This is a genomic window from Roseovarius aestuariivivens, from assembly GCF_004761875.1.
In the GTDB taxonomy this organism is placed as follows: domain Bacteria; phylum Pseudomonadota; class Alphaproteobacteria; order Rhodobacterales; family Rhodobacteraceae; genus Roseovarius; species Roseovarius aestuariivivens.
Window position 1 is genome coordinate 1 of the sequence record NZ_SJEY01000004.1, and the last position, 18,477, is coordinate 18,477.

The window sequence follows — 18,477 nt, forward strand, 5'->3', positions numbered from 1 at the left end:
GACCCGATGATCACCCACAAGCTGAAACTCGAGGAGATCAACGAGGGCTTCCACCTCATGCACGAGGGCAAATCCATCAGAGCCGTCGTGGAGTTCTGATCGCTTTCGCAGGCCGGGCATCGGCTCGGCCTGCGACCTGCACTCAAAACGCCGGAAATCTGCAGTTTTTTTGAAGAAGAGTGCACCGGATGTCCCGGTTCGTGAGAGACACGCGGCCGCCCAGTCACAAGACGGTCATCGCCGCGCCATGTGTCTCGACATTTCCGCCCTGAGACGTTAGCGGTTGGTTAATATTTTCGACTACTGCATCCGGACCCGTGACGCTTCTCAAACGCCTCGCCCTTCTGCCCATCCTTGCCCTTCTCGTTGCCTGTGGACAGCCTGTGCCGACACAGGCCCCGGACGAGGTGGCGCGGCTTGCGCAGGGCATCATGGCGCTGTCGTCCGACATCGACCCCGAGGAGGCGCGCCGCGCCGCGGATATCGCCGTCAACTATCCCAAGCACCTGCGTCGGCAATACGAGGTCGAGGACCCGCCCCTCATCCACAACATGAAGGTGAATTCCGGGCGCAAGCCGCGCGGGCTGTGCTGGCATTGGGCGCAGGACATGCAGACGCGTCTAGCGCGCGAGAACTTCCAGACGCTGGATCTACACCGCGCCATCGCCAATGCCCATACGCGCCTTCTGATCGATCATTCCACGGTGATCATCTCGGCCAAAGGCGACGACATGTTCGATGGCATGGTGCTCGATCCGTGGCGTTTCGGCGGCGTGCTTTACTGGTCGCCGACCCTGGGGGACGAGAAATACGACTGGGTGCCGCGGCAAACGGTTTTCGCCATGAAGCGCGCCTGGCGTGAAGGCCGCGACTTCGATCCCTCGTCCGAACCGGTGCCCGCCGGGCTCTGACCCCGCGCGCAGAGGCCTGTGCAGGTCTGCAGCTTGTCTCGCGCCGTCCGCCCTATAGGTAATGGTCCGAACCGCGCACATGCGCAGCAGATGACGGAGGCCGTATGACCGATCAAGACTACACCCCGCCCAAGGTCTGGACCTGGGAAAAGGAAAATGGCGGGCAGTTCGCCTCCACGAACCGGCCCATCGCCGGGCCGACCCATGACGCAGACCTGCCCGTGGGCGCGCATCCCTATCAGCTCTATTCGCTGGCCACGCCCAACGGGCAGAAGGTGTCCATCCTCTTCGAGGAATTGCTCGAGGCCGGGTATGACGCCGAATACGACGCCTGGCTCATCCGGATCGGCGACGGCGACCAGTTCGGCTCGGGCTTTACCGAGATCAACCCCAATTCCAAGATCCCCGCGATGGTGGATCGCACCGGGGACACCCCTCTGCGCGTCTTTGAGTCGGGGTCCATCCTGATGCATCTCGGGGACCGCTTCGGCGCGTTCCTGCCAGCCGACGGACCGGCGCGGACCGAAACGATCAACTGGCTGATGTGGCAGATGGGTTCCGCGCCTTATCTCGGCGGCGGATTCGGGCATTTCTACCATTATGCGCCGGAAAAGCTCGAATACCCGATCGACCGCTTCGCCATGGAAACCAAGCGCCAGCTTGACGTGCTGGAGCGCGAGTTGACGCAGAAGCCCTTTATCGCAGGGGACGATTATACCATTGCCGATATCGCGATCTGGGCCTGGTACGGCAATCTTGTTCTTGGCCGGCAATATGGCGACGCCGCCACGTTCTTGTCGGTCGACGAGTATCCGCATGTGATGGCCTGGGCCAAGAAGATCGACGCGCGCCCGGCCGTGCGTCGGGGCCGCATGGTCAACCGCGTCTCGGGGCCGCCGGAAGAGCAATTGCACGAACGCCATGCCGCATCGGATTTCGAAACGCGGACACAAGACAAGATCGGCGACACCGCCGCCTGATCGCCGCGGACGGCGCGGGCGCGACAATCGACTGTTTCGCCCGCGCGCCCGATGCGGCATACCGGTCTGCAAAGGAGACCGCCATGCCCGACGATCGAAGCCGCCTTCTGGCCGTCCTGATCGACGCCGACAATGTGCCCGCGAAATACGCAGACGCCATCCTGCAGGAGGTGACCAGCTACGGCGAGCCGGGCTTGCGGCGGGTCTATGGCGACTGGTCCAACCAGCAGCTGGCCGGCTGGACCGCGACCGCACGCAAGCTCGGCCTCGTGCAGCACCAGGAAACGGCGAACACGAAGGGCAAGAACGCGTCCGATATCGGGCTAGTCATCGACGCGATGGATATTCTGCACGCCGGGCATTTCGACGGCTTCGTGCTGGTCTCGTCGGACAGCGATTTCACCCGCCTGGCCAGCCGGATCCGCGAACAGGGCCTGACCGTGGTGGGCATCGGCGAGGCCAAGGCGCCGGACGCGCTCAAGAATGCCTGCAATCGCTTCGTGGCGATCGAGAACATCGTCGGCGAGACGGGCGCGCCATCGAAGGGCAAGGACGGGGCCAAGCTTGACACCCGCAAGGTCAGCGACGCCAAGTCGCTCATCATCACGGCGATGGAAAAGATCGACGTGGATGGCGAGTGGTACCCTCTGGGCCGCGTCGGCCAGCAGATCCAGGCGGACAAGCCCGATTTCGACACGCGCAGCTTCGGCAAGAAGAAGCTGTCGGATCTTGTGGCCGAGCTGAAGGTGTTCGAGCTCAAGCCCGGCCCGGGCAACCAGATGCTGGTGCGGCGCGTCGACTGAGCCGGTGATCCGAAGGAGCGCCTTGCGGCGCGCCTGTCATCTCGGCGTCGCGGGGCGCGCCGCCTCGGGCGTGGGGCAACGCGCCGCGTTCGATCTGGCCTTTGCGCGGATAATGCGCCCGGGCGCCTTCGGCGCGAGTGGTCATCCCAAGAAAATAGAAAGGCGCATCAGCGGCTTCTTCTTGGGTCGCAAACTCAGACTCCGGCCGTTGAAGCCGGGCAGCGCCGCTCTCAGTTCATGAGGCCCGCGTGCCGCAGCCCGTCATCCACCATCGCCTTTGTCTCGTCGCTGAGACCGGTCAGGGGCGAGCGTACCTCTTCGCTGCATAGTCCGAGACGTGACATGGCGTATTTCGCGCCCACGAGGCCCGGTTCGGTGAAGATGGCCTTGTGGAGCGGCATCAGCCGGTCCTGGATTTCCAGCGCCTTGGCGTAATCCCCCGCAAGCGTGGCGTTCTGCACCTCGGCCACCATGCGCGGCGCGACATTGCCGGTGACGGTGATGACGCCGACGCCGCCCTGCGCGTTGAAACCGTGCGCCGTGGCGTCCTCGCCCGAGATCTGCACGAACTCCTTGCCGCAGGTCATGCGCTGGTAGCTCACCCGCGCCAGATCCCCGGTGGCGTCCTTGACGCCGATGATGCGCGGCAACTTGGCCAGTTCGCCCATTGTTTCGGGCAACATGTCCACGACCGACCGGCCGGGAATGTTGTAGATGATGATCGGCAACTCGCAGCAATCGTGCAGCGCGGTGAAATGCGCGATCAGCCCGCGCTGTGTGGGCTTGTTGTAGTAGGGCGTGACCACGAGCGCCGCACTCGCGCCGACCTCTTCGGCGTGCTTCATGAAGCGGATCGATTCCAGCGTGTTGTTCGATCCCGCGCCCGCGATGACCGGGATCCGCCCGGCGGCGGCCTTAACCACCTCCGAGACGACCATCTCGTGCTCTTCATGGGTAAGCGTCGGGCTTTCGCCCGTCGTACCCACAGGCACAAGGCCATGGCTGCCTTCTTCGATATGCCACTCGACGAGGGATTTGAGCGTGTCCACATCCACCGCGCCGTTTTTCAGCGGCGTGACTAGGGCCGGAAATGATCCCTTGAACATGTGACGCTCCTTTCGTTCTTGCGCGCGGCCGGGGTGGCCGATGCGCGACGCGACCCTAGCGGCCTGCCGCCCTCCTGCCAAGCTTGTGAATGGACGCGGGGGGCTGGCCTGCGTAGGCTGGCGCCGTCTAGCCCTTCTCACCCGGGAAATGCAAGAGATGTTGCGCATCCTATGCCTTGTTTTGGCGGCTTTCGCCCTGTCGTTGCCGGATATGGCAGCCGCTGACGCGCCCCGAATCGCGCCCCGACCGATGGCGAGCGCGTTCGACGCGATGCAGGCGGGCCGCTGGGAGGTGGCCGCACGTCTGGCCGCACGGGCCGGTCCTGCGGGCCCGGCCCTCATTGAATGGCACCGCCTGCGCGCCGGGCGCGGCACGCCGCAGGAGGTGCTGGCCTTTCTTGAAACGCATGGCGACTGGCCGGGGCTCGATTACCTGCACAAGCAAAGCGAGGAGGCGATGGTCGCGGCCACGCCAGACGCGGTCATCGCCTTTTACGAGGATCGCCGCCCGCAGACCGGGCTTGGCGCGCTCAACCTGGCGCGCGCGTTGCGGGCCGTCGACCGTGCCGCGGATGCCGATATCGCGGTCGTGCTGGCCTGGCGCACACTGGATCTTTCCACCGCCGAGCACGACGCCTTCATGCAGGCGTTCCCGGATCTTCTTGCCGCGCATCACGAGGCGCGGCTGCATATGACGCTGTGGCGCGGCCTGCGCGACGTTGACCAGATGCTGCCGCTCGTCGACGCGGACACCCGCGAACGCGCCCTTGTCGCGCGGATGATCGAAACCGGCGCGGCGCAGGCCGATGCCCGGCTCGACGCGTTGCCCGAGGCGGCGCAGAGCGATCCGCATATCGCGCATGCGCTTTTCAACCGGCACATCCAAAAGGGCCGCACCGCCGAGGCAATCGAGCTGCTTTTGCGCCAGAGCCGGCTTGAAAACGGGTTGGGAGAGCCGGCGCGGTGGTCCGGCTGGCGGCGAGAGCTGACGCGGTCGCAGATGCGGGCGGGCGCGGTGCGCACGGCCTATGACATCGCAGCGGTGCACGGGCTTGTCGAGGGCTCGCACTTTGCTGATCTGGAATGGCTTTCGGGCTACCTCGCGTTGACCTATTTCAAGGATCCGGCGCTGGCGCTGATCCATTTTCAGCGTTTCCTGGCGGCTGTCGAGACGCCGATTTCGCTTGGCCGCGCGGGCTATTGGATCGGCCGCGCGCAAGAGGCGGCCGGCAATGCAGAGGCCGCCGCCATCGCCTATGAGCTGGGGGCGTTGCATCAGACCTCGTTCTACGGGCTGCTTGCGGCGGAACGTGGCGGGCTTCCGTCCGACCCGGCGTTGCGGGGCGAGGATCCCGGGCCCTGGCGGGACGCGGAGTTTGCGTCGGGCGACGTGTTTCAGGCCGGGGTGCTGGCGCTGGCCAGCGGGCGGCTGTCGCTGGCTGAACGGTTCTTCACCCACCTCGCTGAAAACCTGGACCGGGCCGACCTTGCACGGCTCGGCAAGGCGATGAAGGATCTGGGCGAGCCGCACCTGGAGGTGATGGTCGGCAAGGCCGCCGCCGGGCGAGGCATCACCCTGCCTGCGCCCTATTACGCGCTGCACCCGCTGGCCGAGATGGATCTGGCCGTGCCGCCGGAACTGGCGCTTGCCATCGCCAGGCGCGAAAGCGAGTTCGACACCAGCGTGGCAAGCGGCGCGGGCGCAATGGGACTGATGCAGCTCATGCCCGGCACCGCCGAAGAAATGGCCCGCGCCATCGGCGCCTCGGGCCACACCCGCGCCAAGGTTTTCGCCGACTGGACGTATAACGCCCGGCTGGGCGCGGCCTATCTGGCGCGCATGGCGCGGCAGTTCGACGGCAATATCGTGATGATGTCGGCGGCCTACAATGCCGGGCCCGCCCGCCCGCCGCGCTGGATGTCGGATTTCGGCGATCCGCGCACCGGTGCGGTCGATGTGGTGGACTGGATCGAACACGTCCCCTTCAACGAGACACGCAATTACATCATGCGCGTCGCCGAAAGCCTGCCAGTCTACCGCGCCCGTCTGGGGAAGGATCCCCATCCGGTGCCGTTTTCCCAGGAACTGGTAGGCGACACGTTCCGCCAACCCTCGGACTGACCGCGTCCGCCTCAGCCTTTCACCCGCTGCCGCCATAGCGTGAAAAGCCCCGCCGCCACGACAAGCCCCGCGCCGATGGCCACGTTGGGCCGGATCGTCTCGGAAAAGACGCTGATCCCGATGGCACTCGCAAAGACAAGCTGGAGATAGGCAAAGGGCTGCACCGCGCTCGCCTCAGCCACCTCGTAGCACTTGATCAAGGTGAAATGCCCGAGCGCCCCGGTAATGCACAGCGCCCCCATCCACGCCCAGTCGGAGGCCACCATCGGTTCCCAGAACCAGACGCCGACCACGGTCATCGCCACCGATCCCACCGTGCCGGTCCAGAAAAACGTCGTCGCCGCCGTGTCCTTGCGCGCCACGAACCGTGTCAAAAGGCCGTAAAGCGCGAACATCAGCGCCGCCAAAAGCGGCACCACCGCCTCGATCCGGAAGACGCCCGCGCCGGGTTCGAGAATGATGATGACGCCCACGAAGCCCACCGCGATGGCCGCCCACCGCCGCCAGCCCACATATTCGCCCAGCACAGGCCCCGACAGCGCCGCGATCAGCAGCGGGTAACAGGCGAACACCGCGTGGCTTTCCACCAGTCCCAGCAGGATGAAGCCCACGATCATCACGCAGACCTCCACCACCAGAAGCAGCGCGCGAAAGGCCTGCATCACCGGTTGTTCCGTCGCCGCCGCGGCGCGCACGCCGCCCGCCTTGCGCGTGGCCACGGTGATGACGAAGGCGGCAAAGAACCAGTAGCGGATCATCACCACCATCAGCACATTGTATTCGGCTGCCAGATGGCGAGAGATCCCGTCCTGAACGGCGAAGATAAAGGTCGTCGCCACCATGAGCAGGATGCCCAGCCTTGTGTTCTGTTCGGTCATGCGCGGGCTTTCCGGGCGGTGGTCATGTGCCGCTTGCGGCCATAACCGGGCACACGCGTCACCTCGAACCCGGCCTCGGCGAGGCCGCGCCGCACGAATCCCGCCGCCGTGTAGGTCGCCGCCGTGCCGCCCGGCGCGGTATGCCCGCCCACCTCGGCCAAAAGGTCGGCCTCCCACAGCTCGGGGTTCTTCGCGGGCGAAAACCCGTCAAGATACCAGGCGTCGGCCAGGCCATCCCAGCCCGGAAGCGTCTGCCGCGCGTCGCCGGTAATCAGCTCGAACCGAAGGTCGTCCAACTCGATCACAGACCGGCCCCACTGCGGCGACAGCTCTGCGGCGAGCGCGTTCAGCCCGGCAAATCCCGCCTGGGCGCGCACCATATCCTCCGGGGCCATCGGATAGGCCTCGAAGCTCGTGTATCGCAGCACGCCGGTCACCCCGGTTTCCCGCCACGCCTGCAGGCTTGCCAGCAAGTTCAGACCGGTGCCGAACCCAAGCTCGGCCACCTGAAACCCATCCCGATAGCGCCCCGGCAGACCGTTGCCGCCAAGAAAGACATGCCGTGTTTCCTCCAGCCCGTTCTCAAGGCTGAAATACGGGTCGTCGAAGCGCCGCGACACGGGCACATCCCCTGCGCGCCAGTCCAGCGCAGCGCGGTTCGTCTCGTCATGGGAAGCGGGTCGACTATGTGTCATAACGCGGGACAACATCGCGCCACGCCAAGGGAAAGACAATGGCCGAGATCACGATCTACGGGGCCGGCATCTTCGGCCTCTCCACCGCCTTCACCTGCCTGCGCCGTGGCGCGCGGGTGACCGTGATCGATCCCTTCGGCCCGGGTGCGGGGGCGTCGGGCGGGGTTGTCGGCGCGCTTGCGCCGCACGTGCCGGAAAACTGGAACGACAAGAAAGCGTTCCAGCTCGATAGTCTCCTGATGGCCGAACGTTTCTGGGCCGATGTGGCCGAATGCGCAGGTCAGGATCCCGGCTATGCCCGCACCGGGCGGCTGCAACCCATCGCCGACGACCGCGCCCTCGCCCTTGCCAAGGACCGCGGGGTAACCGCGCGCGACCTTTGGGGCGATCACGCCACGTGGCAGGTGGTCGAGGCGACGGCGGACTTCGCCCCGCTGACGCGGACCGGCCTTTTGATTCACGACACGCTTTCGGCGCGCCTGCATCCGCGTCGCGCCTGTGATGCGCTCGCCGCCACCGTCACGGCGCTCGGCGGCACCATCGCGCCGGAAGGCACCCCGCGCGGCATTGTGCTTTACGCCACCGGTGCGGCAGGTCTGTTGGAGATGTCGGAACATTTGCCCCGCGCCATCGGCACCGGGGTCAAAGGCCAGGCGGCGCTGCTCGATTTCGCCGCTCCGGACCAGCCACAGCTTTTCGCCGATACGCTGCATATCATTCCGCATGGCGATGGCACCACCGCCATCGGCTCCACGTCAGAGCGCGACTATGACGATCCCGCCGCCACCGACGCGCAGCTTGACGGGATCATCGCCCGCGCCCGGGTTGCCGTGCCGGCCCTCGCCGATGCGCCGGTCCTTCAACGGTGGGCGGGTCTGCGTCCGCGCGCCCGCTCCCGCGCGCCGATCCTCGGGCGTCATCCGCTTCAGAATGACGCTTTCATCGCCAATGGCGGCTTCAAGATCGGCTTCGGCATGGCGCCCAAGGTGGCCGCGGTCATGGCCGATCTGATGCTCGACGGGAAGGATCGCATTCCGAAAGATTTCCGACCGGAGGCGTCGCTCTAGATCCATGCAACCGCTTCTATCCCTTCTCTTTGTCTGCGCGTTCCCGGACTACTTCGGTGATCTCTGCGACCTCTATCTGCGCCCGGCCCCGCGCGAACTGAAGATCGAAGGGTCCGACCGCCCGCCCAGTTCGGCCATCGACCGGCAGCCGCGCGTGTGGCGGGCGCTCTCCGGCGACCGGGTCGAGCTCGATGGTACCGCCTATGATCTCAAGGGCGTCGTCTGCCCCGATCCGGGTGGGGCGGAGGGACGGCGCGCCAAGGCGCTTCTGAATACATTCCTAAGAGGCGGGTCGATCACCTGCCGGATCGAGGGCAACACAGCCACCTGCCGCAAGGAAGGTCGCGACATGGCGACCGGCCTGATCGCGAGCGGCCTGTGCTTTCCGCGCGTGCCGCAATCCGAGGCCGCGACACGTCGTCGGGACGATGTACAATTTGTACAATCGGCCTTTTGAAGATGCTGCAAATTGTACAAAACACGTCACGCAGTCTCGGCAAAGCTCTCCGCGCAGAATCGCCGGATCTCGACCGTGTCGCTCCAGTGATCCTTCGGCAGGCCGGCCTTGACCTTCAGCCCGGTCAGGAACTGATCTGCGGTGGGCAGGCTCTCCCAGACCATGGGCAGGAACACGCCGCGCTTGCCACCGTCCGACAAAATCAGGCCGTCGCGACCGGCAACAAGCTGATCCAGAAGGGACTTTTCGTCGCCAAAGGTCATGGGGGCGGACGGCGATAGCACTGCGATCTTGATCCTAAGATCCGGGATCTCGGCCGCCGTAATGGGTTTGAACCGCGGATCCTGAAAGCCGGATTTCACCGTGTTTTCAACGACATCTGCGATCAGGGGCTGATGGGCGGTCAAGGATCCGATACAGCCCCGAAGCCGTTCGTCCTGCTGCAGCGTGACGAAACTGGCCCCGAACCCGTGTAGCGCGGGGGCGAAACTCGACGTTTCGATTTGCGGGGGTTTTCCCTTTTTTGCACGGGATATCAAAGCTTTGCGCGCTACACCAAGCAGCACGTCCCGGTGCTGTGGCACGATCATGTCGTCGGCCGGCCCGAACGCGGCCCAGGCCCCGTATCCCACCGTCCGGTTTGTGTCCCCGGTCACATCGGCGCTGTTGGCCATCGCCAGTCGCTGCACCTTGCACCCCTGCCCATAGCGCGACGCGAAGAACCCCTTGATCGCCATCGCGCCACAGGCATGCGCCCCGGTCAGCCGCCCGGTCTGCGCCGTCTCGATCAGTTTCGCGGTTTCCGCATCGTGATCCCGCGCCTTATCAAGAGGAAGGAAATGACTGAGATCACTTGATAAAATGAACAACGGCGGGGTGCCGTCCCGCGCTGCGAGATGGTCGATGACGGCCGCCACCTGTGCAGGTGTGCTTTGCCCGATCACTAGCGGAACGATCCTGGCTTCGGGATGCAGGCGGTGCAGAAATGCCAGCTGCGTTTCGATACCGTGTTCCTGATCGTGGGCCGCGTCCTCGATCTTTGCGAGTTCTTCCATCACGAGGCTGTTCGTTGCGCCCCGGTCGATCCGCAGTTCGAAGCCGGGCATCGCATAGCCCCGCTGCGAGGGTAGCGCGATCCCGTCGAAGGCATGCCGGTGTGACGGCGACAAAACCACAACACTTTCTGGTCTGCCGCGCGCTGTTGCTCTCCATGATGTGCCGCTGAGCCATCCGGAAAAGGCGTAGCCCGCATGTGCCGAGATCACCGCGCGTGGCACCGATCCCTCGGGCCGCCAGCCTGCGCGCCCCTTTGTGATGCAGGCTTCGGCCTCCTGCGACAGCGCGTCAGGCTCGCCGGGAAAGAACTTTCCGGCGGTTGCAGGGTAACGCAGAGTGGTGTCGGTTTCATTTTCCATCACCCGTCACCATATCACATGCACAGGTGGCAAGATCATGAATGAAAACGGACAAAAGACGCACCGGGCACGATTTTGGCGGGCAGAAAATGATGGTCGCCTGACATGTACGCTTTGCCCAAGGTTTTGCGCGCTGCGCGACGGGCAGCGCGGCATGTGCTTTGTCCGTATGCGCCAAGGTGATCACATGGTGCTGGACACCTATGGGCGATCCACCGGCTTTTGCATTGATCCTATTGAGAAAAAACCACTCAACCACTTTCTGCCCGGCACTGCGGTGCTCAGCTTCGGCACGGCGGGGTGCAATCTTGCCTGCAAGTTTTGCCAGAACCACGAGATTTCCAAGAGCCGTGAAACCGACAGCCTTGCTCATAGCGCCAGCCCAGAGCGTATCGCCGCTGTCGCTCGCGCGGAAGGCTGTGCGTCGGTCGCATTCACCTACAATGATCCGGTGATTTTTCACGAATATGCCGTCGACACGGCGGCGGCCTGTCATGAGGTGGGTGTGAAAAGCGTCGCTGTAACAGCCGGTTATATCTGCGAAGAGCCCCGCGCCGAGTTCTTCCGGTCGATGGATGCGGCCAATATTGACCTCAAGGGTTTCACCGAGGATTTCTATCGAAAATTGACCGGTTCACGTATTGGTCCCGTTCTGGACGCAATCCGCTTCGCTGTGCAGGAGACGACCTGCTGGGTGGAACTGACAACGCTTCTGATCCCCGGTGAAAACGACAGCATCGGCGAAATCGAGGCGCTCAGCGCATGGGTCTATCACAACTGCGGACCGGATGTGCCGGTGCATTTCACCGCGTTTCATCCGGACCACCGGATGCAATCACACCAAAGAACGCCGCACGACACGCTATTGCGCGCTCGTAACATTGCCCAGGCCAATGGGCTGAACCACGTCTACATCGGCAATGTTCACGATGTCGCAGCACAGTCGAGCTATTGTACGGGGTGCGGGACACGGGTGATCGAGCGGGACTGGCATCAGCTATCCGACTGGAAACTAGACGATTTTGGCGGGTGTTTGACCTGTGGTACGCGCTTTCCCGGCGTGATCGACGGCCCCCCGGGAACGTGGGGCCGTCGTCGTCAACCTTTGCGCATGGCCGAAGTCTAGCCCAGCTCGGCGCGCAATTCGTCCATTCGGGTCTGCAGAAGCTCGCGATACGTGTCTGTGGTCAGACTGCCGTTCTCGTCGAAATGGTTCGAGGCGGCGGCGACCATCACGCCTTGACCAAGAATGAACCGAACCTGGAATTGCGAGAGGCAGTGCTGGGCCATGAAGAGCGCGGTTTCACCGCCCGTGCGCCCAGCAGATGCGGAAAGCAGAACCGTCGGCTTGCCCTTGAAGGCGGGCATGTCGACACGGCTGGCCCAGTCGAGCGCGTTCTTCAGAACACCCGTGATACCCTTGTTGTACTCTGGCGAACCGACGATCAGAGCATCCGCTTCGGCCACTTGCGCGGCTAGCGTCTTGGCTTTCTCCGGTACGCCCTCGCTTGTTTCAACATCACCGTTATAGAGCGGCAGGTTGAGATCGGCCTCGGTCACGTCCGCAGGGCCGAACATCCGGGCGGCTTCGCGCACGAGCATTCGATTGAACGAGCCTTCGCGCAGCGAGCCGGTGATCAGAAGTAGCTTGGGGTTGGACATCGGTGCCTCCGGATACGTTGTATGTGTTTCAACGCCTTATGTGCGGCTTAGACCGCGCAGGGCAAGGCGGCAGCATCGCACAGCCCCTGTGTGCGCGCGCTCAAGGCGCGAAAAAACCCCGGACAGCGTCTGTCCGGGGCAAGGTAGCCTTGGCGGCTGAGGAAATTCGTGTCTACCAGTCGGTCGGACCTTTTTCGGCGAACGCATGCACGAGGAAGTCGATGAAGGCGCGCACTTTTGGCTGGGTGAATCGGCCCGGGGGATAGACGGCGTAGATACCTTGCGTTTCAACCGGCAGATCGGGGATCACATCCACGACCTTGCCCTCTTTCAAGGCCCCCGCGTAGAGAAAGCTGGGAAGATAGGCGATGCCGAGACCCGAGATGGCAGCGTTGAGCAAGGACTGCCCGTCATTGACGGACAGGCCACCGGCGGTTCGAACCTGCCGTTTTTCGCCGGACGGCGCGGTCAGCTTCCAGACAGATCCATTCGACTGGCTGGAATAATGCAGAAGCTTATGTTCGTTCAGGTCGTCGATCTTGGTGGGCCGGCCGAATTTCTGAAGGTAGCTCGGACTGGCGATCATGCGCTTGGTGGTTTCGGTCAGCTTGCGCGCCCGAAGCGTGCTGTCTTCCAGCTCGCCAATGCGGATCGCCATGTCGAACCCTTCCGAGATAAGTTCGACATAGCGGTTGTTAAGCACCATGTTCACGGTGATGTCCGGATAGTCGTCGAGAAACTGTCCCAGGACCGGGCTCAGATGGTTAACGCCGAAATCGGTTGCCACGGAAATGCGCAAAAGGCCTGAAGGATCGGATTGCATAGAGCTGACAAGCGCGTCGGCCTCACCGGCATCGTTGAGCACGCGCAGGGCGCGGTCATAATACGCCAGACCGATTTCCGTCGGGCTGACGCGGCGTGTCGTTCGATTTAGCAGGCGGGCACCAAGGCGGGCTTCAAGTGACGAGACATGCTTGGAGACGGCAGATTTGGAGATCCCCATCTTGCGAGCAGCGTCTGTGAACCCTCCTTGGTCCACGACCGTCGCAAAGGCCTCCATTTCGGTCAGGCGGTCCATTCTCGATCCCTCTGTGCATTTCCTTCTTTCGCCGTTTATCGACGCAAAATCAGGCGCAACTTGGGCGTATGCCCGACAATATCTAGGTTTTGTGTGGGATCGTTCGTGTCGGGGAAACACGTTTACACAGCTATATGAAGTGGAATTCCGGCTTGTCCGGGTTATCGTTATTTTTTCACGTACAACCGGGAGGAGAAGAAATGAGACAAGTTTTGGGCAGCGCGATCTTCGCGCTTGGATTGATGGCCGCGCCGCTGATGGCCGGCGACACACCGGCGCCTGAAGGCGCAAAAGTTTACTTCGTCAATCTTGAGGACGGCGCCACGGTCACCAGTCCGGTCACGGTTGTCTTCGGCCTTGAGGGCATGGGCGTGGCGCCTGCCGGTGTCGAAAAGGAAAAGACAGGGCACCATCATATCTTCGTCAATCGCCCGCCCTTAGGCGAAGGACCGGACGGTGACGAGGAACTGTCCAACAGCATTCCCTCGGACGAAAACCACCGGCATTTCGGCGGCGGTCAGACGCAGGTGACGCTGGAGCTTGAGCCGGGCGAGCACACGCTGCAACTCGTGCTTGGAGACCAGAACCATGTGCCGCACGATCCGCCAGTGGCTTCGGAACAGATCACGATCACTGTTGAATAAAAGCTGTCAGAGGGACGCGGCCAGCCGCGTCCCTTGGTCTATGGCCCGCTTCGCGTCGAGTTCGGCCGCCACATCGGCGCCGCCTATGACATGCACGGTCCTACCTGCGTCCTCAAGAGCACCTGCAAGTCTGCGCTCGCTCAGCTGGCCGGCGCAAAGCACGACAGTGTCCGCCGCGACCAGCCGGGGATTTTCCCGCGCGTCGCCCTCCGTCACATGCAGGCCATCCGCGTCGATCCGTTCGTAATTGACGCCCGCGACCATCTCGACGCCCTTCATGCGAAGGGCGGCACGGTGGATCCAGCCTGTTGTTTTGCCCAGACGCTTGCCGGGGCGCTCGTTTTTGCGCTGCAGAAGGATCACCTTGCGGGCGGGCGGCTCGGGCCGGGGGCCTTCTTCGGCCAGTCCACCGGGCGTGTCCGCCGGGTCGCCCACGCCCCATTCCTCTTTCCACTCCGTAAGGTCTCCTGTGGTCGATCCGCCGTCCTGCACAAGGTATTCCGCGACGTCGAACCCGATGCCTCCGGCGCCGACGATCGCCACCCTTTTTCCGACCTCGGCCTTGCCGCGCAGCACATCGATATAGGACAGGACGTTCGGTGCGTCCTGCCCGGGAATCGCAGGGTCGCGGGGAATCACGCCGGTCGCAAGGATCACCTCGTCATAGGTCTTGAGCATGTCGACCGAGACCTCGGTGCCCAGCCGAAGCGTGATCGGAAGTTCGGCGACCATTGTCTCGAACCACTGAACGAGACCGTGAAATTCTTCCTTGCCCGGAATTTCCCGCGCCATGTTGAGCTGTCCGCCAAGCCGTGTGTCGCGGTCGAATAATGTCACGGCATGTCCCCTTTCCGCGGCGGTCATCGCAGCCGATAATCCGGCCGGTCCCGCCCCTACGACCGCAACGGTTTTCGGAGCGTCGGTTTTCGTGATCCGCAATTCGGTTTCGTGACAGGCCCGCGGGTTGACGAGGCAGCTTGAGATCTTGCCAGAGAACGTGTGGTCCAGACAGGCCTGGTTGCACGCAATGCAGGGCGCGATCGTGTCAGCCCGACCGGCCTCGGCCTTGGCCACGAAATCGGCATCCGCCAGGAAGGGCCGCGCCATCGACACCATGTCGGCGCACCCATCGGCCAGCACCTTTTCGGCCACGTCGGGCATGTTGATCCGGTTCGAGGTGATAACCGGGATTCCCACCTTGCCCATCAGCTTTTTCGTCACCCATGCGAAGGCCGCGCGCGGCACCGAGGTGGCGATGGTGGGTACCCGCGCCTCGTGCCAGCCGATACCTGTGTTGATGATCGACGCCCCCGCCTTTTCGACCGCCTGCGCCAGCTGCACGACCTCGTCATGGGTGGATCCGTCCGGCACCAGATCGATCATCGATAGGCGATAAATCATAATGAAATCAGGGCCGACGGCCTCGCGAACGCGGCGCACGATCTCGACGGGCAGGCGCATGCGGTTTTCGTAGGATCCGCCCCAACGGTCGGTGCGGTGGTTGGTATGTTTCACCAGGAACTGGTTGATGAAATACCCTTCCGACCCCATGATCTCGACCCCGTCATAGCCGGCTTCACGCGCACGCGACGCGGAGGTGACGATATCCGAGATCTGTTTTTCGATGCCATCTTCATCCAACTCCTTGGGTGGAAAAGGAGAAATCGGTGACTTGATGGGCGAGGGGGCCACGCAATCGGGGCTGTAGGCATAGCGGCCCGCATGCAGGATCTGCATCGCGATGAGCCCGCCCGCCTCGTGCACACGGTTCGTCACCACGCGGTGATTCTCGATATCCTGCACGGTGTAAAGCCCTGCGGCGCCTGGGAAAACGCCGCCTTCCTTGTTGGGGGCCATGCCGCCTGTGACCATCAGGCCAACCCCACCCCGCGCCCGGGTGGCGTAGAACTCGGCCACGCGGTTCCAGTCCTTGGTTTCCTCAAGGCCTGTGTGCATCGAGCCCATCAAAACACGGTTCTTGAGCGTTACGTGACCGAGGTCCAGCGGGCGCAGCAGGTTGGGATAGGCGGTCATCGGATCCTCCTCGTCTTTGAGGCATTGATGCCTGTTGCGCCGGGGCTTGTCACGTCGAACGCTGCGTTAGGATGTCTCCCAAACCCCCCGGTGACATCCGTACACATCCTGTACACAACCCGTACACCGGCGAAACCGTTAACGTCCCGGCTTCATCTGGCGAAAAATACCCAAGGGGGTGTAGGGGACAGCGTCCCCCATCTGACTGACATGTGCGGCGCAACCGCTCCGCCGGATCAGGTGTAGTTCCCTTTCACCCGTTCTTTCGTCGGGTCGAAATGCGGGTAGGGGACGACATGGGCGCGCAGGCGTTTTTGCAGGCCGTCAAGCTGGCCCACCTCGATCTCGGTGCCGGGCTCGGCGTGGGTCACGTCCACCCGCGCCAATGCGATGGTCTTACCGAGGATAGGAGACTTCATCGCGCTGGTTACCTCGCCGACCTGCGCCTTGCCGATGCGGACGCAATCGCCGGCGCCGGGCACCAGCCCGCCGTCGATCTCAAGCCCCACCATCTTGCGGTGCGGATGCGCCTTGCGCTCTTCCAGCGCCTTGCGGCCGATGAAATCGTCCTCTTTGGATTTGAGCGGCACGGTAAAGCCGATGCCGGCCTCGAACGGGTCGGTCTGGTCGTTGAATTCTGACCCGGCAAAGATCAGCCCCGCCTCGATGCGCACCATGTCGAGCGCGGCCAGTCCCAGCGGCACCATGCCCTTGGGTTCCCCGGCGGCCCAGATGGCGTCGAACACTTCCGGCGCATCCTTGGGGTGGCAAAAGACCTCGTAGCCGAGCTCGCCCGAATAGCCCGCGCGACCCAGCACCACCGCCGTGCCGTCGAAATCGCCGAGACGCGCGACGGTAAAGCGGAACATGCCAAGTTCCTCGACCGTCGGGGATGCAGGCGCGGTCCAGAGCACCTCTTTCAGGATGTCGCGCGACAACGGGCCTTGGACGGCCACGTTATGAAGCTGATCGGTGGAGTTGCGCACCCAGACGTTCAGGCCCAGTTTTTGCGCCTGTTCGCGCAGCCAGAGACCGGAAGTGTCATTGCCGCCGATCCAGCGGAAATTGCTCTCGCCCAGCCGGAAGAGCGTGCCGTCGTCGATCATGCCGCCATGCTCGTAGCAGATCGCGGTATAGGTCAGCTGACCCACCGCCAGTTTCTTGACGTTGCGGGTCACGCAATACTGCATCAACTCTTCGGCGTCGGGTCCCGTGACCTCGTATTTCCGCAAGGGCGACAGATCCATGATCGCGGCCTTCTCGCGGCAGGCCCAGTATTCGGCGATGGGGCCGTGATCGGTAAAGCTGTTGGGCAGCCAGTAGCCATTATACTCGGTGAAATCCCGGGTCATCTTGGCGAAACAGTCGTGAAAGCCGGTTTTCTTGGTCAGTTCCACTGGGGCCTCCGCAGATTTCCTGTATCCCATGGCGCGGTCGAACTCCTCTGTCGCGCCATAGGTGCGCACCTGAATGTCGGTGGGATTCCACCCGTTGGCCGGGTCCACGTCACAGGGACAGGCCGTCGAGATGCAGACAAGGTCGGTGAGCGCGCGCAGAAGCACGTAATCGCCCGGGCGCGACCACGGGTCATCCATGCCGATGGCGTTGGTCTCATCCAGCATGGTGTTGAAGAAGAAGTTGATCGCGGGCCAGCCCCCGCGCGGGGTGATCCCGTATTGCTGCAGGTCGGCATTCATGTTGTCCGAACAGTTCACGTGACCGGGATAGCCCAGTTCCTCGTAATATCGGGCGGTGCAGGCCAGCCCGAACGTGTCGTGCCGCCCGCAGGTGTCCTGCACGATCTCGACCAGCGGTTCATGATCCACCGTCCAGTATTTCGAGAAGATGCCCGGTTGGGGATAGAGCGTGCCCATCAGCGCGCGGGTCGTCGTCGGGTCGATCTCGCGCTCGCGGCCCTTGTCCAGCGCCCGGGTGGAAAACGCCTGAAAGTCCGAGCATTCGCGGCCCTGCACGTCGAGGATCTGGATGAATTCGCCCTTCTTCACCTGGTAGGAGATCGCCTGACCGGGCTGGATATTGATGTCCGCGATCGGGTCGGCCAGCGGATCCGGCGGGGTGTGGCCGCCCTTGGCCATGGCCGGGTCGGCACGGCGGAGATAGAGGATAAGTTCCGTGGGCGGGGATTGTTCGCCGGGGTGCATCGGACCGCCCGGCGCGGCGGCGATCAGCAGCCCGTCGCACTCGGCCACGAAATGGGTCATGTCGCCGGGACGCGAGCCGTCGCCGAGCGTACGGATCGCCTGCGCCTCTCCCAGCCGAAAGCCCGCCTTGTCGAGCGCTGCGGCCACCCGCGCGCCCGAGGGCGCGCCGCCGGCCAGCACCGAGATTATCCCGTCGGGCCGGCCCGCGCCGCGCGCGCCGAGCCGGCCCGGATCGCTTTTGCCGTCGGGGGTGAAGAAGACCAGTTCGCAGACCTGCAGCCCTTCGCGGTCCAGCACCGAGATTTCGTCGCCGCGATAGACGGGCAGGGCGCGGGAGCCGCCGCCGGGGATGGGATGGCGTTCGGTGCCGTGCGGCAGGATCGGCAGGCCCGGTGTGACGATGCCGGCGCGTTCATAGGGGGTTTCGAAGACGGGCTTGATATTCATCGGGTGTGCCTTGCGG

General features: G+C 63.8%; 16 protein-coding genes. 8 read left to right on the forward strand and 8 right to left on the reverse strand.

Going from position 1 to position 18,477, the window contains the following annotated elements; genetic code table 11:
- Nucleotides 1-317: 317 nt before the first annotated feature.
- The 3 genes from EZV60_RS07510 (at nucleotide 318) to EZV60_RS07520 (ending at nucleotide 2,694) form a co-directional block, all read left to right on the forward strand.
- A complete protein-coding gene (locus EZV60_RS07510) occupies nucleotides 318-911 on the forward strand; it encodes a hypothetical protein (RefSeq protein WP_135503927.1) in 594 nt (197 codons plus the stop codon).
- 104 nt (nucleotides 912-1,015) lie between these two features.
- Nucleotides 1,016-1,891, forward strand: coding sequence for a glutathione-dependent disulfide-bond oxidoreductase (gene yghU / locus EZV60_RS07515; RefSeq protein WP_135503929.1), 876 nt, complete (start codon nucleotides 1,016-1,018; stop codon nucleotides 1,889-1,891).
- A gap of 83 nt (nucleotides 1,892-1,974) precedes the next feature.
- Nucleotides 1,975-2,694, forward strand: a complete 720-nt coding sequence (locus EZV60_RS07520; RefSeq protein WP_135503931.1) for an NYN domain-containing protein — start codon at nucleotides 1,975-1,977, stop codon at nucleotides 2,692-2,694.
- Nucleotides 2,695-2,924: 230 nt separating this feature from the next.
- On the opposite strand, the gene dapA is transcribed toward EZV60_RS07520, so the two are convergent.
- On the reverse strand, nucleotides 2,925-3,800 hold the full coding sequence (dapA, locus tag EZV60_RS07525) for a 4-hydroxy-tetrahydrodipicolinate synthase (protein WP_135503933.1): 876 nt from the start codon (nucleotides 3,798-3,800) through the stop codon (nucleotides 2,925-2,927).
- Nucleotides 3,801-3,840: 40 nt separating this feature from the next.
- On the opposite strand from dapA, the gene EZV60_RS07530 reads away from it, so the two are divergent.
- On the forward strand, nucleotides 3,841-5,922 hold the full coding sequence (locus EZV60_RS07530; RefSeq protein WP_342588781.1) for a lytic transglycosylase domain-containing protein: 2,082 nt from the start codon (nucleotides 3,841-3,843) through the stop codon (nucleotides 5,920-5,922).
- Between the two features lie 11 nt (nucleotides 5,923-5,933).
- On the opposite strand, the gene EZV60_RS07535 is transcribed toward EZV60_RS07530, so the two are convergent.
- Nucleotides 5,934-6,800 (reverse strand): DMT family transporter, encoded by an 867-nt coding sequence (locus EZV60_RS07535; RefSeq protein ID WP_135503935.1) that lies wholly within the window; start codon nucleotides 6,798-6,800, stop codon nucleotides 5,934-5,936.
- The gene (gene mnmC2 / locus EZV60_RS07540) at nucleotides 6,797-7,495 is read right to left on the reverse strand and encodes a tRNA (5-methylaminomethyl-2-thiouridine)(34)-methyltransferase MnmC2 (protein ID WP_135503937.1); all 699 of its coding nucleotides are present in this window, start codon (nucleotides 7,493-7,495) and stop codon (nucleotides 6,797-6,799) included. Before mnmC2 ends, EZV60_RS07535 begins: the two co-directional genes overlap by 4 nt.
- Before the next feature lie 38 nt (nucleotides 7,496-7,533).
- Here mnmC2 and EZV60_RS07545 point away from each other — a divergent pair, with 38 nt between their 5' ends.
- Together EZV60_RS07545 and EZV60_RS07550 are read left to right on the forward strand one after the other, a co-directional pair.
- Complete coding sequence (locus EZV60_RS07545; protein ID WP_135503939.1) at nucleotides 7,534-8,562, forward strand: NAD(P)/FAD-dependent oxidoreductase; 1,029 nt, start codon at nucleotides 7,534-7,536, stop codon at nucleotides 8,560-8,562.
- A gap of 4 nt (nucleotides 8,563-8,566) precedes the next feature.
- A complete protein-coding gene (locus tag EZV60_RS07550; protein ID WP_135503941.1) occupies nucleotides 8,567-9,019 on the forward strand; it encodes a hypothetical protein in 453 nt (150 codons plus the stop codon).
- A 26-nt stretch (nucleotides 9,020-9,045) separates the two neighbouring features.
- On the opposite strand, the gene amrB is transcribed toward EZV60_RS07550, so the two are convergent.
- A complete protein-coding gene (gene amrB, locus EZV60_RS07555) occupies nucleotides 9,046-10,434 on the reverse strand; it encodes an AmmeMemoRadiSam system protein B (protein ID WP_135503943.1) in 1,389 nt (462 codons plus the stop codon).
- Nucleotides 10,435-10,471: 37 nt separating this feature from the next.
- Between amrB and amrS the strand changes: the two genes are divergently transcribed.
- Nucleotides 10,472-11,560, forward strand: a complete 1,089-nt coding sequence (gene amrS / locus EZV60_RS07560) for an AmmeMemoRadiSam system radical SAM enzyme (protein ID WP_135503945.1) — start codon at nucleotides 10,472-10,474, stop codon at nucleotides 11,558-11,560.
- On the opposite strand, the gene EZV60_RS07565 is transcribed toward amrS, so the two are convergent.
- Together EZV60_RS07565 and EZV60_RS07570 are read right to left on the reverse strand one after the other, a co-directional pair.
- Nucleotides 11,557-12,096, reverse strand: coding sequence for an NADPH-dependent FMN reductase (locus EZV60_RS07565; RefSeq protein ID WP_135503947.1), 540 nt, complete (start codon nucleotides 12,094-12,096; stop codon nucleotides 11,557-11,559). The two genes, amrS and EZV60_RS07565, sit on opposite strands and share 4 nt — an antisense overlap.
- Before the next feature lie 172 nt (nucleotides 12,097-12,268).
- On the reverse strand, nucleotides 12,269-13,174 hold the full coding sequence (locus EZV60_RS07570) for a LysR family transcriptional regulator (RefSeq protein ID WP_135503949.1): 906 nt from the start codon (nucleotides 13,172-13,174) through the stop codon (nucleotides 12,269-12,271).
- 200 nt (nucleotides 13,175-13,374) lie between these two features.
- Here EZV60_RS07570 and EZV60_RS07575 point away from each other — a divergent pair, with 200 nt between their 5' ends.
- Nucleotides 13,375-13,818, forward strand: coding sequence for a DUF4399 domain-containing protein (locus EZV60_RS07575; RefSeq protein ID WP_135503951.1), 444 nt, complete (start codon nucleotides 13,375-13,377; stop codon nucleotides 13,816-13,818).
- Between the two features lie 6 nt (nucleotides 13,819-13,824).
- On the opposite strand, the gene EZV60_RS07580 is transcribed toward EZV60_RS07575, so the two are convergent.
- Nucleotides 13,825-15,852, reverse strand: a complete 2,028-nt coding sequence (locus EZV60_RS07580) for an NADPH-dependent 2,4-dienoyl-CoA reductase (protein WP_135503953.1) — start codon at nucleotides 15,850-15,852, stop codon at nucleotides 13,825-13,827.
- A 236-nt stretch (nucleotides 15,853-16,088) separates the two neighbouring features.
- Entirely contained in the window at nucleotides 16,089-18,461 is a 2,373-nt protein-coding gene (locus EZV60_RS07585; RefSeq protein WP_135503955.1) for a trimethylamine N-oxide demethylase, read from the reverse strand.
- Between the last annotated feature and the right edge of the window lie 16 nt (nucleotides 18,462-18,477).

What these genes read in the sequence shown, in the direction of transcription:
- yghU (WP_135503929.1), top strand. Translation starts at nt 1,016, where the DNA reads ATGACCGATCAAGACTACACCCCGCCCAAGGTCTGGACCTGGGAAAAG.
- EZV60_RS07520 (WP_135503931.1), top strand. Translation starts at nt 1,975, where the DNA reads ATGCCCGACGATCGAAGCCGCCTTCTGGCCGTCCTGATCGACGCCGAC.
- dapA (WP_135503933.1), bottom strand. Translation starts at nt 3,800, where the DNA reads ATGTTCAAGGGATCATTTCCGGCCCTAGTCACGCCGCTGAAAAACGGC.
- EZV60_RS07530 (WP_342588781.1), top strand. Translation starts at nt 3,841, where the DNA reads ATGCGCGACGCGACCCTAGCGGCCTGCCGCCCTCCTGCCAAGCTTGTG.
- EZV60_RS07535 (WP_135503935.1), bottom strand. Translation starts at nt 6,800, where the DNA reads ATGACCGAACAGAACACAAGGCTGGGCATCCTGCTCATGGTGGCGACG.
- mnmC2 (WP_135503937.1), bottom strand. Translation starts at nt 7,495, where the DNA reads ATGACACATAGTCGACCCGCTTCCCATGACGAGACGAACCGCGCTGCG.
- EZV60_RS07545 (WP_135503939.1), top strand. Translation starts at nt 7,534, where the DNA reads ATGGCCGAGATCACGATCTACGGGGCCGGCATCTTCGGCCTCTCCACC.
- EZV60_RS07550 (WP_135503941.1), top strand. Translation starts at nt 8,567, where the DNA reads ATGCAACCGCTTCTATCCCTTCTCTTTGTCTGCGCGTTCCCGGACTAC.
- amrB (WP_135503943.1), bottom strand. Translation starts at nt 10,434, where the DNA reads ATGGAAAATGAAACCGACACCACTCTGCGTTACCCTGCAACCGCCGGA.
- amrS (WP_135503945.1), top strand. Translation starts at nt 10,472, where the DNA reads ATGAATGAAAACGGACAAAAGACGCACCGGGCACGATTTTGGCGGGCA.
- EZV60_RS07565 (WP_135503947.1), bottom strand. Translation starts at nt 12,096, where the DNA reads ATGTCCAACCCCAAGCTACTTCTGATCACCGGCTCGCTGCGCGAAGGC.
- EZV60_RS07570 (WP_135503949.1), bottom strand. Translation starts at nt 13,174, where the DNA reads ATGGACCGCCTGACCGAAATGGAGGCCTTTGCGACGGTCGTGGACCAA.
- EZV60_RS07575 (WP_135503951.1), top strand. Translation starts at nt 13,375, where the DNA reads ATGAGACAAGTTTTGGGCAGCGCGATCTTCGCGCTTGGATTGATGGCC.
- EZV60_RS07580 (WP_135503953.1), bottom strand. Translation starts at nt 15,852, where the DNA reads ATGACCGCCTATCCCAACCTGCTGCGCCCGCTGGACCTCGGTCACGTA.
- EZV60_RS07585 (WP_135503955.1), bottom strand. Translation starts at nt 18,461, where the DNA reads ATGAATATCAAGCCCGTCTTCGAAACCCCCTATGAACGCGCCGGCATC.